Source organism: Bradyrhizobium sp. in8p8, from assembly GCF_000426845.1.
GTDB lineage: Bacteria > Pseudomonadota > Alphaproteobacteria > Rhizobiales > Xanthobacteraceae > Bradyrhizobium > Bradyrhizobium japonicum_C.
On sequence record NZ_AUGD01000003.1, the window covers coordinates 390,990 to 406,239 of the forward strand.

The 15,250-nt window shown below is 64.1% G+C and carries 13 protein-coding genes; 4 read left to right on the plus strand and 9 right to left on the minus strand.

Annotation, left to right across the window (positions count from 1 at the left end):
* Positions 1-36 precede the first annotated feature (36 nt).
* On the minus strand, positions 37-924 hold the full coding sequence (locus tag K408_RS0111975) for a phosphate/phosphite/phosphonate ABC transporter substrate-binding protein (protein ID WP_024338560.1): 888 nt from the start codon (positions 922-924) through the stop codon (positions 37-39).
* Between the two features lie 279 nt (positions 925-1,203).
* Here K408_RS0111975 and K408_RS0111980 point away from each other — a divergent pair, with 279 nt between their 5' ends.
* From K408_RS0111980 to K408_RS42040, 3 genes are all read left to right on the plus strand, one after another.
* A complete protein-coding gene (locus K408_RS0111980) occupies positions 1,204-2,241 on the plus strand; it encodes a phosphonate dehydrogenase (RefSeq protein WP_035698018.1) in 1,038 nt (345 codons plus the stop codon).
* The gene (locus K408_RS0111985) at positions 2,235-3,107 is read left to right on the plus strand and encodes a LysR family transcriptional regulator (RefSeq protein ID WP_024338558.1); all 873 of its coding nucleotides are present in this window, start codon (positions 2,235-2,237) and stop codon (positions 3,105-3,107) included. The genes K408_RS0111980 and K408_RS0111985 overlap by 7 nt, the downstream gene beginning before the upstream one ends.
* Positions 3,108-3,186: 79 nt before the next feature.
* Entirely contained in the window at positions 3,187-3,330 is a 144-nt protein-coding gene (locus K408_RS42040) for a hypothetical protein (protein WP_155248359.1), read from the plus strand.
* A gap of 75 nt (positions 3,331-3,405) precedes the next feature.
* Here the strand turns inward: K408_RS42040 and pnp are convergent, their stop codons facing one another.
* From pnp to rimP, 8 genes are all read right to left on the minus strand, one after another.
* On the minus strand, positions 3,406-5,568 hold the full coding sequence (gene pnp / locus K408_RS0111995) for a polyribonucleotide nucleotidyltransferase (RefSeq protein ID WP_024338557.1): 2,163 nt from the start codon (positions 5,566-5,568) through the stop codon (positions 3,406-3,408).
* Between the two features lie 377 nt (positions 5,569-5,945).
* Positions 5,946-6,215 (minus strand): 30S ribosomal protein S15, encoded by a 270-nt coding sequence (rpsO, locus tag K408_RS0112000; protein ID WP_008540131.1) that lies wholly within the window; start codon positions 6,213-6,215, stop codon positions 5,946-5,948.
* Positions 6,216-6,217: 2 nt separating this feature from the next.
* A complete protein-coding gene (truB, locus tag K408_RS0112005) occupies positions 6,218-7,336 on the minus strand; it encodes a tRNA pseudouridine(55) synthase TruB (RefSeq protein ID WP_024338556.1) in 1,119 nt (372 codons plus the stop codon).
* A complete protein-coding gene (gene rbfA, locus K408_RS0112010) occupies positions 7,333-7,767 on the minus strand; it encodes a 30S ribosome-binding factor RbfA (RefSeq protein ID WP_024338555.1) in 435 nt (144 codons plus the stop codon). Before rbfA ends, truB begins: the two co-directional genes overlap by 4 nt.
* Before the next feature lie 154 nt (positions 7,768-7,921).
* Positions 7,922-10,606: a translation initiation factor IF-2 gene (gene infB, locus K408_RS0112015; protein WP_024338554.1), complete on the minus strand. Its 2,685-nt coding sequence runs from the start codon at positions 10,604-10,606 to the stop codon at positions 7,922-7,924.
* Positions 10,607-10,675: 69 nt separating this feature from the next.
* Positions 10,676-11,359, minus strand: coding sequence for an RNA-binding protein (locus tag K408_RS0112020; RefSeq protein ID WP_024338553.1), 684 nt, complete (start codon positions 11,357-11,359; stop codon positions 10,676-10,678).
* Between the two features lie 77 nt (positions 11,360-11,436).
* Positions 11,437-13,044: a transcription termination factor NusA gene (gene nusA / locus K408_RS0112025; protein ID WP_024338552.1), complete on the minus strand. Its 1,608-nt coding sequence runs from the start codon at positions 13,042-13,044 to the stop codon at positions 11,437-11,439.
* 2 nt (positions 13,045-13,046) lie between these two features.
* Positions 13,047-13,802 carry a ribosome maturation factor RimP gene (gene rimP / locus K408_RS0112030; RefSeq protein WP_024338551.1) on the minus strand — a complete coding sequence of 252 codons (756 nt, stop codon included), beginning with the start codon at positions 13,800-13,802 and terminating at the stop codon, positions 13,047-13,049.
* 351 nt (positions 13,803-14,153) lie between these two features.
* On the opposite strand from rimP, the gene K408_RS0112035 reads away from it, so the two are divergent.
* On the plus strand, positions 14,154-15,236 hold the full coding sequence (locus K408_RS0112035; protein ID WP_024338550.1) for a DUF2336 domain-containing protein: 1,083 nt from the start codon (positions 14,154-14,156) through the stop codon (positions 15,234-15,236).
* The last annotated feature ends 14 nt before the right edge of the window (positions 15,237-15,250 follow it).

A 15,250-nucleotide genomic window follows, 5' to 3' on the forward strand; every position in this document is an offset into this window, starting at 1 on the left:
AAGGCGGGGCACGCGAAGGCGTGCCCCGCGCATGGATCAGACCTTGAGCTTGCCGGTGATCTGGCCAGCATCCTCAATGATCTTGTAGTCGGCGTGGGTTGCGGCAACGAAGCCGTTGTATCCACTGCCCATCAATGATTGCGCCTTGTCTTCGCTGAGTCCGACCATGATGTCGCGAATGCGGGTTTTGAGGGTCGGATCGAAGCCCTTCGGCACGCAGATAGCGTCGTTCGGCAGAGGATCCGACGTCCAATAGACCTGCACCTTGTTCGGATCCATCTCGCCGGCCTCGATCATGCCGTAGCGGCCGCGGTCCATGTTGGAGCCGAGATCGACCAGACCCTGCTGGATCATCATCACGTTGTTGCCGAACGTCGCGCCTTCGCGCAGCTGGAAGAAGCTGCGCGGGTCCACGCCCTCTTTCAAGAGATGCGCATAAGGGATGAGCCAACCCGACGTGTTGCCCTGGTCACTCAACGAGAGTTTCAGGCCCTTGGCATCCTGCGGGAAACGTTTGATCGGCAGGCCGGGACGACCCTCGACGATCGCGTGGTAGATCGGCTTGCCGCGGTACTTGGCGGTTGCGACGACTTCGACGCCGGAACGGTGATGAGCGAGAACGTAGCCCCAGGGGCCCAGCCAGCCGAGATCGATATGACCGTTCGACATTGCGACGGAGATTGCCGCCCAGCTTTCGGGTGAAACCAGTGAATAGGTGGCGCCGATCTCGTTCGCCACATGGGCGAAGACGGGCTCGAACTCCTTGACCGTGATGGCGGGGGTCGGCCGCAATGGCGCGATGGCGCAGCGCAGATGAATCTTGCCGCCGCGCCTCTCTTGGGCTCGTCCCGGCTGTGAAAGCCCGAAAGCGGCTGCGCCGACGCCTGCGGCAGCGAGCCCCCCGAAATAACGTCGCGTAATCATCGAACAGATCCTCTTGTTGGGCAGCCCCTCTCATCCGTGAGCGGCGAAGAGGATTAATTAGCAAAGTCGATGACAAGAGAATGACATTTGAAATAATAATACATGGCCTTGACGACCAAGACTGACGAATGATACGCGGGCCACAACTCTTGTGCGCCTATTAGCATCCCGCAACACGCGACGTGTGAAAAATCAGGAGCGAGACATGACCTATGTATTGCGAATTTGATAAATTTTCATAATACATCTTTGATTTCAAACCTTGGGCAAAAAGTCGCCATGCACGCGCCTTCTCCGATCCGCACCGTCCTGATCACCGGAATGGTTCACGATGACACCCGCAATCTGCTGGCGTCGAGATTCGATCTGATCTGCAACGACCGGCCTGAGCCATGGACCCGTCAGGAGATCAGCGCCCGGCTGCGATCGGCCGACGCCATGCTGGCCTTCATGACCGACACGATCGATGCCGAATTGCTCGATGCCGCGCCGAACCTGAGGATCGTGGCCGGCGCGCTGAAGGGATTCGATAATTTCGATGTCGAGGCCTGCACACGATGCGGCGTCTGGCTGGCGATCGTCCCCAATCACCTGACCGCGCCGAGTGCGGAGCTTGCCGTCGGCCTCGCCATCGGTCTCGTCCGCAAAGTCGCCGCGGGCGACCGGCTGATCCGAACCGGACATTTCTCCGGCTGGCGGCCGATCTTGTACGGCGGCACGCTCACCGGCGCGACCATCGGAATCGTGGGCATGGGGCTGGTCGGCCGCGCAATAGCGCAGCGCTTGTCAGGATTTGATGCAACAATCCTCTACGCTGACGCGACGCCTCTGACGGTCACGGAAGAACGAAGGCTCGGCTGCACTTTTGCTCCGCTCGACGTCATGGTCAGTCGCTCCGACATCGTGATGCTTGCATTGCCTCTGACGCCGGCCACGCATCATCTGATCGATACGTCCCGTCTCGCCACCTTCAAGCGCGGCGCTTATCTGGTGAATATTGCGCGCGGGTCTCTCGTTTGCGAGCGGGACGTCGCAGAGGCGCTGAAGACAGGCACGCTCGGAGGCTACGCGGCGGACGTCTTCGAGCTTGAGGACTGGGCGATCCCGGACCGGCCGCGCGAGATCGACCCCGCGCTGCTAGGGCTGACGGACCTCACTTTGTTCACGCCGCACCTTGGTTCGGCGGTAGCCGATGTGCGTCGCGCCATCGAGTTAGAGGCCGCGCTCAACATCATCGAACTCGCCGACGGCAGAACGCCGCGCGGCGCCATCAATCGTCCGGCGAGGCGAGAGTTCACGATGGTGGAGCCATGCTAAACCTTTCCCAGGTCCAATCGTTCCTTGCGGTCGTCGACGAGGGCAGCTTCCAGACCGCGGCAGAACGGCTCGACTATTCGCAGCCGACGATCTCGTTGCAGGTCCGCAAGCTTGAAGAATTCCTTGGCGTGCAGCTGATCGCACGCAACAAATCGCGCTCGATTCTAACCCGCGATGGCGAGATGTTCCTGCCGCATGCGCGGGCACTCGTCGCTTCAGCAGGCCGCGCACGCGATCGCCTGCGGCAACGGCGGTTCACCGTGGCCGCGAGCAGCAACATCGGCGTGTATCTGGCCCCGCGCCTGCTGACCGGATTCAACACGGTACACGCCGACGATGCCGAGATTGCACTGAAGATCGGCACCAATCGAGAGACCATCGATTCGCTGCTTAGCGGCGAGGCAGACGTGGCGTTGACTGAATGGTCGGAGCCGCACGGCAACGTGCGTTGGCACGCCTGGCGACGCGAGAAGCTCGTCGTTATTGTCAGTCCCGATCATCCGCTCGCGAGCGAACGTCGGGTGCCAAGGCAGAGACTGCTGGACTTTCCAATGCTGGGCGGAGAGACCGGTACCGGCACAGGTCGGATCATCCGCGACTTCCTCGGAAAGGACGTCGACCGACTGATGAAGGGGATGCAGCTCGGTAGCACCGCTGCCGTCAAGGAGGCCGTGAAGGCCAACCTCGGCATTTCGATCGTCCTCGCCTATTCCGTCTCCGAGGATGTCGCGTTCGGCTCGCTCGTCAGCATCGAGCTCGAGGATGCCGAATTCTACAAGAGTCTGCAGGTAGGTCTACAGGCGGAAGTTCCCGGGACATCGCTCGCGCATGCCTTCGTCGCCTTCCTGTCGAGCCAGACGACATGATCATTGTGTGCCCCATCCGGCGCCCTCGGCCGCCGAGGCCAGGTCGCACCCATGCGAAGGCGCTGCTCCTGCAATCCCCATGGCGGCCGCCATCGAGCCTGTCATCGACCATCTCAAGGCCGAGGACCGCATGGTCGCAAACTACCTCTGGTTCAAGCACGGCGATGCCGACAACGCCGAGCCTGCCAATCTCTTCGTCCGGCCGCTGCTCAATCCGAGCTGAAAGCAGGAATCCTCACGGTCGACAAATGAAAAGGGCGGCCCCTCGGCCGCCCTTGGTGTTCAGATGTTCCGAGAGCTACTCGCCCGCTGCTTCGCGCGGGGCCTTCTCGCCCTCGGCGGCCTTCTCCTTGGCCTCGAGGTCTTCGCCCGTGGTCTGATCGACCACCTTCATCGACAGGCGGGTCTTGCCGCGGTCGTCGAAGCCGAGCAGCTTGACCTTGACCTTGTCGCCTTCCTTGACGACGTCGGAGGTCTTCTGCACGCGGTTCGCCGCGAGCTGGCTGATGTGGACGAGGCCGTCCTTCGAGCCGAAGAAGTTCACGAACGCGCCGAACTCCATGACCTTGACGACCGTGCCGTCATAGATCTGGCCGACTTCCGGCTCGGACGCGATCGACTTGATCCACTTGATCGCGGCCTTCATGGCTTCGCCGTCGCTGGAGGCGACCTTCACGGTGCCGTCGTCCTCGATGTTGACCTTGGCTCCGGTCTTCTCGACGATCTCGCGGATCACCTTGCCGCCGGTGCCGATCACTTCGCGGATCTTGTCGGTCGGGATCTTGAAGGTCTCGATGCGCGGCGCGTACTCGCCGAGCTCGGCGCGAGCATTGGTGAGGGCCTTGGCCATCTCCCCGAGGATGTGGATGCGGCCTTCCTTGGCCTGGCCAAGGGCGACGCGCATGATCTCTTCGGTGATGCCCTCGATCTTGATGTCCATCTGGAGCGAGGTGATGCCCGCTTCCGTGCCGGCGACCTTGAAGTCCATGTCGCCGAGATGGTCCTCGTCACCGAGGATGTCCGAGAGAACCGCAAAGCGCTTGTCTTCGAGGATCAGGCCCATCGCGATGCCCGCCGTCGGCCGCTTCAACGGCACGCCCGCATCCATCAGTGCCAGCGAGGCGCCGCAGACCGAGGCCATCGACGAGGAGCCGTTCGACTCGGTGATCTCCGAGACCACGCGCACCGTGTAGGGGAATTCATGGTGCGGCGGCAGCACCGGATGGATCGCGCGCCAGGCCAGCTTGCCGTGGCCGATCTCGCGGCGCTTGGTGCCGCCGAGGCGGCCGGTCTCGCCGACCGAGTAGGGCGGGAAATTGTAGTGCAGCAGGAACGTCTCTTTGTACGTTCCCGACAGCGCGTCGATATATTGCTCGTCCTCGCCGGTACCGAGCGTGGTCACGACCATCGCCTGGGTCTCGCCGCGGGTGAACAGCGCCGAGCCGTGGGCGCGCGGCAGCACGCCGACTTCGGCGACGATGTTGCGCACGGTCTTGCTGTCGCGGCCGTCGATGCGCTTGCCGGTGTCGAGGATGTTCCAGCGAACGATCTTGGCTTCCAGTTCCTTGAACACGGCTGCGATGCGCAGCTTGTCGTATTTCGGCTCCTGCCCTTCCGGGAAGTAATGGGCGATCACCTTTTCCTTGACCTTGCCGACCGCGGCGTAGCGTTCCTGCTTGATCGGAATGGCGTAGGCGGCGCGCAGCTCCTGCTCGACGATGCCGAGCATTTCCTTCTCGAGCGCGGCATTGTCGATCACGGTGACTTCGCGCGGCTCCTTCGCGGCCTTCTCGGCGAGCTCGATGATGGCGTTGATGACCGGCTGGAAGTGACGGTGGCCGAACATCACTGCGCCGAGCATGATGTCTTCGTTCAGCTCCTTGGCCTCCGATTCCACCATCAGCACGGCGTCGGCGGTGCCGGCGACGACGAGGTCGAGCTGGGTGTCGACCATCTCGTCGAGCGTCGGATTGAGCACATATTCGTCATTGACGAAGCCGACGCGGGCTGCGCCGATCGGGCCCTTGAACGGAGCACCCGACAAGGTCAGCGCCGCCGACGAAGCCACCAGCGCGACGATGTCAGGGTCGTTTTCCATGTCGTGCGACAGCACCGTGGCGATCACCTGGGTCTCGTTGCGCCAGCCGTCGACGAACAGCGGACGGATCGGACGGTCGATCAGGCGGGAGACCAGCGTCTCCTTCTCGGTCGGACGGCCCTCGCGCTTGAAATAGCCGCCGGGAATGCGGCCCGCGGCGTAGGTCTTTTCCTGATAGTCGACGGTGAGGGGCAGGAAGTCGACACCTTCGCGCGGCGCCTTCGCCGCGACGACGGTGGCGAGCACCACGGTCTCGCCATAGGTGGCGACGACGGCGCCGTCGGCCTGGCGGGCGATCTTGCCGGTTTCGAGCTTGAGTGGGCGTCCGCCCCAGTCGATCTCGACTGAATGCTTATTGAACATAGAGGTCTTCTTTCATGGGTTCTCGAAAGAAGGGACGCTTCGAAAAACAAAAACCATGCGCAAGATTGCGGGACGCTGATCGGAGCGGATGATCAGCGTCCTGCGATCCTGCCATGGTTTTTGGATTTCGGATGGCGTCCATCCTTTCGGGTCATACGGGCGCCTTGCCCGTTGTGCCCAGCCGCCGGATTGCTGCTGGACTGTCAGTCGGCACGAACGCGAGCACCGAACCGCGGTGTTCGCTCTTCATGCCCGGATGCAGATCCGTCAACGGATCGCATCCGACGCGCACGCAGCTTCGATCAAAAAACCTTTAAGGAAGCGCTTTCGTTCGAAACCACACGCGAAAACGCGCGCCAGTGGCGCGCGCATAAACATTAACGGCGAATATTGTGCTTTTCGAGCAGCGCCTTGTACCGCGCCTCGTCCTTCTTCTTGAGGTAGTCGAGGAGCGAGCGGCGGGTGGAGACCAGCTTCAAGAGCCCGCGACGCGAATGGTTGTCCTTCACGTGGGTCTTGAAATGATTGGTGAGGTTGTTGATGCGTTCCGAAAGGATCGCGACCTGAACCTCGGGCGAGCCGGTGTCGCCGGCCTTGGTGGCATTCGTCTTGATGACTTCCGCTTTGCGTTCTGCGGCAATCGACATCGTCAGTTTCTCTCGTTGCGACCGGCACTGGCAGTCAGGCCGGTCAGGTTGAACACACGCTTGGGGATGATTTCGCCATTGCCAACTTCAGCAAGCGCCAAAAGACGGCCTGCCACCGTGACATAGACTGTGCCGCTACAAGTGGGCGCATCCCGTCCGCGCAACAAAACGGCCTGACCCCGATGGAGCCTTGCCGCATCAGCCCGAGTGACGGCCAGTGCCGGGATGTCGTCCAGCGCGGTCTCAACGGGCAAAAGCGCGTCGGCGAGGCTGCCCTCGCCGGACGCGGCTCTATCGCACAAAGCCTCCAACTGATCCAGCGGAATCATGTCGTTTTCGCCAAATGGGCCGACCAGGGTGCGCCGCAGCGCGCAAATATGGCCGAAAGTGCCGAGAATTCGGCCCATGTCGCGGGCCAGCGCCCGCACATAGGTGCCCTTGCCGCATTCGGCCTCGAACACGGCACGGTCGTTATCCGGTTGATCCACAAGGGTTAAGTGGTGAATCTCGACCGGACGGGGGGCCAGTTCCACGACCTCGCCGTCGCGGGCAAGGTCATAGGCCCGCTCGCCCTGCACCTTGATTGCGGAATAGCGCGGCGGGATCTGCTCGATCACCCCGGTGAAGCGGGGCAGGAGGGCGAGAATCGCCTCCCGGGTCGGACGCTGGTCGGAGGTCGCGGTCACCCGGCCCTCGATGTCGTCGGTATCGCGCTCCTCGCCCCAGCAGACGGTGAACTGGTAGCGCTTGCGGCCGTCCATGACGAAGGGAACGGTCTTGGTGGCTTCCCCGAGGGCGATCGGCAACCCGCCCGAGGCGAGCGGATCGAGCGTGCCGGCATGGCCGGCGCGCTTGGCGTTGAACAGGCGCTTGAGCACGGCAACGGCCTGCGTCGACGTCATGCCGATCGGCTTGTCGAGCACGACCCAGCCATGGACGTCGCGGCGGTCGCGGCGAACCTGGTTGCCCTTCTGCTGCTTGGCGCGTGGATCGTTGTTGACGCGGCGCGGCTCCTGAGGCGGCCGCGCGTTGCTTCCCGAATCCGCGAAATCATTCGTCTGCACATCGCGCTGATCGGCCTCGTTGCTGTCGATCGTGCCGTGAGCGGGGTCCATCGTCATTGCTCTTCTTCCCGATCCGAAGCCGGATTCTGTTCCAGGTCCTTCTGCACCGCAGGTGTTCGCAAAAGCTTCTCGATCCGTTCCGCTTCGTCGAATCGTTCGTCGACGCGGAAGCGAATGTCAGGTGCAAATTTCAGGTTAACGCGTCGCGCGACTTCGCCACGCAGGAACTTCTTGTTGCGCTCGAGCGCAGCGATCACGATCTCGGTGTCGCGGCCGCCGAGCGGCATCACGTAGACCGTCGCGAGCTTCAGGTCGGGCGACATCCGCACCTCCGGCACGGTGATGATGTGACCTTCGAGATCCGCATCATGCACGTTGCCTTGCGCCAGAATATCGGCCATCGCGTGGCGAACCTGCTCGCCCACGCGCAACTGACGTTGCGAGCCTCCGCCGGCTGCGGAACTCTTCTTCTGATGATGGCGTGGCATTCTCGAAAATCACCTCGTCATGCCCGTGCCTGGAGCGCGGGCATCGTCATTTGTCCTGTTGAAACGAAGAGGGGTGGATGGCCGGAATAATCCGGCCATCGCACTCCCGCAATTTCAGTTCAAAAAGGTCCGAACGCTTCGGTAAGATTTGGACTTACAGGGAGCGCTGGATCGTCTCCACGCGATAACACTCGATCACGTCACCGGCACGCATGTCGTGATAGTTTTCGAAGGCCATGCCGCATTCCTGACCGGACTGGACTTCCTTCACTTCGTCCTTGAAGCGCTTGAGCGTCGACAGCTTGCCTTCGTGCACCACAACGTTGTCGCGGATCAGGCGCACATTGGCGCCGCGTTCCACAGTGCCGTCGGTGACGCGGCAGCCGGCGACCTTGCCGACCTTGGAGATGTTGAAGATCTCCAGGATCTCGGCATTGCCCAGCATGGTTTCGCGCAAGGTCGGCGCGAGCAGGCCGCTCATCGCCTTCTTCACGTCGTCCACGAGGTCGTAGATGATGTTGTAGTAGCGGATCTCGATGCCGTTGCGCTTGGCGGCCGCAGCGGCCTCCTTGTTGGCACGGACCGAGAAGCCGATGATCGCGGCGTTGAAGCCTTCGGCCAGCGTCACGTCGGATTCCGAGATGCCGCCGACGCCGGCATGCAGAATACGGGCCGCCACTTCGTCGGTACCGAGCTTCTCCAGCGAGCCGAGGATCGCTTCCAGCGAGCCCTGCACGTCGGCCTTGACGATCAGCGGGAATTCCTTGCGGCCCGCCGTCTTCAATTGCGACATCATCTGCTCGAGCGAGCCGCGCATGCCCGAGATCGAGGCCGCCGCGTTCTCACGCTTCTGGTGCGCACGGTAGCTGGTGACCTGACGGGCGCGGGCTTCGTTCTCGACCACCGCGAGACGATCGCCGGCCTCGGGCGGACCGTTGAAGCCGAGCACTTCGACCGGCACCGAGGGGCCGGCCTCCTGCACCGTCTCGCCCTGATCCGAGATCAGCGCGCGCACACGGCCCATTTCGGCGCCGGCGACGATGATGTCTCCGACGCGAAGGGTGCCGCGCTGCACCAGCACGGTCGCGACCGGACCACGGCCGCGGTCGAGCTTGGCCTCGATCACGGTGCCTTCGGCCGGACGCTGCGAATTGGTCTTCAGGTCTAGGATTTCGGCCTGGAGGGCGATCATCTCGAGCAGCTTGTCGAGATTGGTCTTGTTCTTGGCGGATACCTCGACGTCGACGACCTCGCCGCCGAAGGACTCCACCTGCACCTCATGCTGGAGCAGCTCGGTGCGCACGCGCTCGGGCTTGGCATCGGGCTTGTCGATCTTGTTGATGGCCACGATGATCGGCACCCGCGCCGCCTTGGCGTGGTTGATGGCCTCGACCGTCTGCGGCATCACGCCGTCATCCGCCGCGACCACGAGCACGACGATGTCGGTGACCTTGGCGCCGCGGGCGCGCATCGCGGTGAACGCGGCGTGGCCGGGCGTATCGATGAAGGTGATCTTCTTGCCGCTTTCGGGCGACACCACCTGGTAGGCGCCGATGTGCTGGGTGATGCCGCCGGCCTCGCCGGAGACGACATTGGCGTGGCGGAGCGCATCGAGCAGCGACGTCTTGCCGTGGTCGACGTGACCCATCACGGTCACGACGGGCGAACGCGTCTCGGTGTCGGTGGAATCGTCAACGGTGTCGAACAGGCCTTCCTCGACGTCCGACGCGGCAACGCGCTTGACGGTGTGGCCGAGCTCCTCGGCGATCAGCTGCGCGGTGTCGGCGTCGATCACGTCGGTGATCTTGTGCATCGCGCCCTGCTTCATCAGCATGCGGATGACGTCGACCGCGCGCTCGGACATGCGGTTGGCGAGTTCCTGGATGGTGATCGCTTCCGGGATCGTCACTTCGCGGATCAGCTTCTCCTTCGGCTCGTTCGAGGCGTGGCCCTTCAGGCGCTGCGTGCGGCGGCGGAACGACGCGATCGACCGCTCGCGGACCTCGTCGGCATTGAGCGCCGTGACGACCGTCAGGCGACCGCGCTCTTTCTGCGGGCCGGGCTTGTGGGTGGTCTTGGGGGCTGCCGCAGGACGCGCGGCGCCGCCGGGACCGCGACGGATCTGGCGCGGACCGTCGTCCTCGTCAGGGCCGGCCGCAATTGCGGGAGCGCGCCCTGCAGGGCCCGCCGGCCGCTGCGGGGTCGTTGTCGGACGTGCAGTGGTGGTCGCCGCAGGTCGCGCCGTGCTCGGCGCGGAACGCGGAGCGCTGGTCGCCGGAGCTGCCGTTGCCGGGCGCGCGACAGCAGGCTGCTCGCCTTCCCCAAAGCGCTTCTTGGCCTCGGTCTCGGCCTTCCGCTTGGCCTCGTCCTCATGGCGATGGCGCTCTTCCTCGGCCTTGCGACGGGCTTCGGCGGCCTCGCGCTCGGCACGTTCGGCGGCCTCGCGGACAGCGCGGCGCTGGGCCTCTTCCTCGGCCTGGCGGCGCTCCTCGACTTCACGCAGCTTGGCGTCCGCCAGCGCGCTGGCGCGGGCCGACCGCTCGTCCTCTGTGAGCGTGCGGAGCACCACGCCGGAACCGGCGTTGCGGGGCGGAGCAGCTTTCGGAGCGGGACGCGGCGCCGCAGCGGGAGCAGCCGGCGCGGGCTTCGCGACCTCGGCAGCCTGCGGCTCGGGAGTGCCGTCGATCCGGCGCTTGCCGCGCTTCTCGACCACGACCTGCTTGCTGCGGCCATGGCTGAAGCTTTGGCGCACAGTGCCCGTTTCGACGCGCGGCTTGAGCGATAGCGTCTTGCTCGGAACGCTCAGCTTCTTGTCGCCAGGGGTCTTGGTATCAACCATTCAGCAGTCCTAATCCTGATTTGTCAGTGTTGTGCGTTGCCGCACCGTCCAATCGGGTCGTCGTGTCTCTCAGAAATCCTGGCCGGGCTTTTCGGCAGTCTTGTCATCGTCCGCCATCCGGTATCGGACCAGCATCTGGCTACGTGACAGGAATGACTTGCTCGCCGGGCCCGCGAGCAGCGCAGCATGTATCACATTTGACCGGGTCAGTGCCAAATCCAATTCTATCGATTTCAGTACGGTGATGACGGGAATCTGCGGCTTGGCACCGCCATTTCCGGCATTTTGACGCGCCAGCATGTCCAATTTGCGGATTCCGTCCGCGGCCCCGTCGCTGGCGTGGATCAGGACCTCGACCGTACCTTCCCGAAGGGCGCTCTCGACCTTGCCGAAACCGGTCAAGACCTGACGCGCCTTGGCGGCGATCCCAAGCGCTTCCATCACGCTCCGAACCAAGAGCGCCTCGATATCGGTGGAAAGCGTCTGAGGGGGGCGCAGCTCGCGCTTGAAGGTCTTGCTAAATTGGTGACGCCGCACGGCTTCCGCAACCACCTGGCGCGAGGCGGTGAGCCACATGCCCCGTCCCGGCAGCTTGCGCTTGAGGTCGGGAACCACCTCGCCCTGCGGCGAGACGACGAAGCGGATCAGCTCGTCGATCGGCCGAACCTCCCGGCTGACCGCGCACATCCGCATGGTCGCGGACCTTTCGGTCCGCGGCCCATGGTCGAGTTCGCTGTCAGTGCTGGCGAGCATCCGGGCGACATCCTCCTTGGCCTTCTAAATCGCGCGTTCTTTACGCAAAGCCGCTCTCCACGCGTGCCGAACGCGCGTTACGCCGGCTGGTCTTCGGCCGCCGCGGCCTCCTCGGGCTTGGCGAGATCGGCCTCGGTGATCCAGCCAGCCTTGACGCGAGCCTGCATGATCATCGCTTCGGCATCGTCACGGGAGATGTCGATGCCGTCGAGCGCGCCGGCGTGCTTGGTCGGCTCGCTGCCTTCCTTGCGCTCGGTCCAGCCGACCAGATCGTCGGTGGCGCAGCCGGCGAGGTCGTCGACCGTCTTGATGTCGTTCTCGCCGAACTTCACCAGCATCTTCGAGGTCACGCCGGGCACGTCCTTGAGCGCGTCTTCCACGCCAAGCTCCTTGCGCCGGGCTTCGAGCTCGGCCTCCTGCTGTTCCAGATATTCCCGGGCGCGGTTCTGCAGCTCTTGTGCGGTTTCCTCGTCGAAACCCTCGATGCCGGCGAGTTCCTTGACGTCCACCATGGCGAGTTCCTCGACCGAGGTGAAGCCCTCGGACGCCAGCAGCTGGCCGACGACTTCGTCCACGTTGAGCGATTCCATGAAGACGCGGGTGGAGTTCTCGAAGTCGGCCTGGCGGCGCTCCGATTCCTCCTGCTCGGTCAGGATGTCGATGTCCCAGCCGGTGAGCTGCGAGGCCAGACGCACGTTCTGGCCGCGGCGGCCGATCGCAAGCGAAAGCTGGTTGTTGGTATCAGGCACCACCACCTCGATGCGCTCCCGGTCCTCGTCGATGACGACCTTGGAAACCTCGGCCGGCGCCAGCGCATTGACTACGAAGGTCGCGATGTCGGGCGACCAGGGAATGATATCGATCTTCTCGCCTTGCAGCTCGTTCACCACGGCCTGCACCCGCGAGCCGCGCATGCCGACGCAGGCGCCGACCGGGTCGACCGACGAATCGCGGGAAATCACGCCGATCTTCGCGCGCGAGCCGGGATCGCGGGCGACCGCCTTGATCTCGACGATGCCGTCATAGATCTCCGGCACCTCCTGCGCGAACAGCTTTGCCATGAACTGCGGATGCGTACGGGACAGGAATATCTGCGGGCCGCGTGTCTCGCGGCGGACGTCGAAGATGTAGGCGCGGACGCGGTCGCCGTTGCGGAACACTTCGCGCGGCAGCATTTCGTCGCGGCGGATGATGGCTTCGCCACGGCCGAGATCGACGATCACGCTGCCATATTCGACGCGCTTGACGACGCCGTTGACGATGTCGCCGATGCGGTCCTTGAACTCCTGGTACTGTCGGTCGCGCTCGGCCTCGCGCACCTTCTGCACGATCACCTGCTTGGCCGATTGGGCGGCGATACGGCCATATTCCAGCGGCGGCAGGGTGTCGGCGATGGTGTCGCCGACCTGGGCACCGGGATTGGCGCGCTGCGCATCCACCAGCGAGATCTGGTTGGAAGGGTTTTCGACCTTGTCGACCACCAGCATGTGGCGCGACAGCCGCAGCTCGCCCTTCTTCGGATCGATCTCGGCATGAACGTCGGTTTCGCTGCCGTAACGGGCCCGCGCCGCCTTGGCGATGGCGTCCTCCATCGCCGCGATGACGATGCCGCGGTCGATGGACTTTTCGCGTGCGACGGCGTCCGCGATCTGAAGCAATTCGAGTCGATTGGCGCTGACTGCCATGGCTAGTCTCCTTGGTCAGGCTCGGTCTCGCCGCGCCGCGCGCGTTCGGCGGCAAGGCGATGTTTCTTCGTGTTGGTCGGTGCCGGCTTCTTTTTCGGCTTGGTGTTCTTTGTGATCTTCGCACTGATCTCTGCGTGCGGTGCAGCCGGCGGCTCCAGTCCGAGATCCCTGCGCATCTTGCGCTCCTCGGCCTTGCCGCGGCGCATGGATTCCGCGATCAGCTCGTCGGTCAGCACCAGGCGCGCCTCGCCGATATCCTCCATGGTCAGGAGAATGTCGGCTTCGTCGCCCGGCTTGACGTCGTCGCGATGCAGATGGACGCGATCGCCTTCGACTGGACCGAGCGTGCCGCGGAAGCGCTTGCGCCCCTCATGGGCGACCGCCATCTCGATTTTCACCAGATGGCCGGCATAGCGCTCGAAATCGGAGCGGCGCACCAGCGGACGGTCGATGCCCGGAGAGGAGATCTCCAGCCGGTAGGCGCGATCGATGGGATCGGCGACGTCGAGCACCGGCGACAATGCCCGCGAGATCGCCTCGCAATCCTCGATCTGCATCGAGCCGTCCGGCCGCTCGGCCATGATCTGCACGGTGCAGCCGGCCTCGCCGGAAATGCGGATTCGCACCAGGCGATAGCCCATGCCCTGAAGCACCGGAGCAGCCACCGCCGACACCCGTGCCGCGACGCCAGGCTCGACCACGAGCCGCGGCTCGGCCAGCAGTTCGGCATCCGTGGAACCAGGGGTCGGCTCAGTCATGTCCAGGGTCAGGGCGCTCGATGGTTAAGGCTCGTTTACGTTTCAAGCCCGCTTCGGAACTCTCCCGACAGTGTCGGGCCGCATCTCTCGCCAAGCCGCTTCAGGTAACAAAAAAGAGCGGGTCCTTGCGGGCCCACTCTCACTACGCGGATCGTATGAGAAGATGAATTAGCGCTGATATAGCGCTTTCCGCACCCCCGGACAAGGCCCATTGCAGCGGGAATGGGGCCTTTTTGCGCGGCCGCGGACCCCGCGCAACGCTTCCTTCATCAAGCAAGCCTAGATTTCTGGATTGTGGGGCGGCTTGAACCAAGGCGCACCCGCGGCGTGCCCCGTTCGAGTTGCGTTTTCATGACCGTTGCCACGTCGCTCATCCCAGGACTGGACGATATTGTCAGGCGCGGCGATCCGCGGCGACGCGGCGAGATCGCGCGCGCTGTCGCACAGTTGTTTCTCCAGGATGCGGAGAAGCTCCGCCCCGAATTGGTCGCCCTCTTCGACAATGTTCTGATCGATCTCGTTCCGCATGCCGAGCTGGCCTCGCGCGTCGATCTCGCCGAGCGCTTCTCACGCCTCAACAACGCGCCACCGCACCTCGTCAACCAGCTCGCGCGGGAAAACGAGATTTCCGTGGCGGGTCCCGTGCTGCGCCGCTCGCCTGTGCTCGACGATGCGGCCCTGGTCGAGATCGCGCGTTTGAAGGGCCAGGGCCATCTCCTGGCCATGACGGAACGTCCCGCCTTGTCGCCCGTCGTCACCGACGTGCTGGTCGAGCGCGGCGATCGCGACGTGGTGCGCCGTGCCGCAAGCAATGCCGGTGCCGCGTTCTCGCCAAGCAGCTATTCCGAGCTGATCAAGCGCGCCGCGCAGGACGGTGTGTTGACGCTCAAGATCGGCCAGCGCAACGACCTTTCCGGCGAGCACCTGAAGCAGCTGCTCGACGGCACGCTCGACGTCATCCGCCGCCGCCTCTCCAGCGTGGTCAACCCCGCGCGCCAAGCCGAAATCAAGCGCGCGATGGCGGCGATCGAGGAGGCTGCCCGGCCGCCGGGACCGCGCCGTGATTACTCGGCAGCACAGCGCACCGTGCTGGCGCTGTACCGCGAAGGCCATCTTGGCGAGAGCGCGTTGCTTGGCTTCGCCAAGGCGAACAAATACGAGGAATCGATCGCCGCTCTCTCGGCCATGTCCGGCGTTCGCCTCTCGGTGCTCGACCGCCTGATCGCGGGCGATCGCTACGATCCGATCTTGATCTTGGGCCGCGTGCTGAATCTCGGCTGGCCCACGGTGCGCGCGCTGATCCGGCTCTGGTATGGCCCGCAACGCGCGCCCGCCGACGCCGACATCGAGACCGCGCGCGTGAACTTCACGCGACTGATGCCGACGACCGCCGAGCGCGTCGTGCATTTCTGGCGCAACCGGCAGACGATCTGAATCTCTCGCTTGTC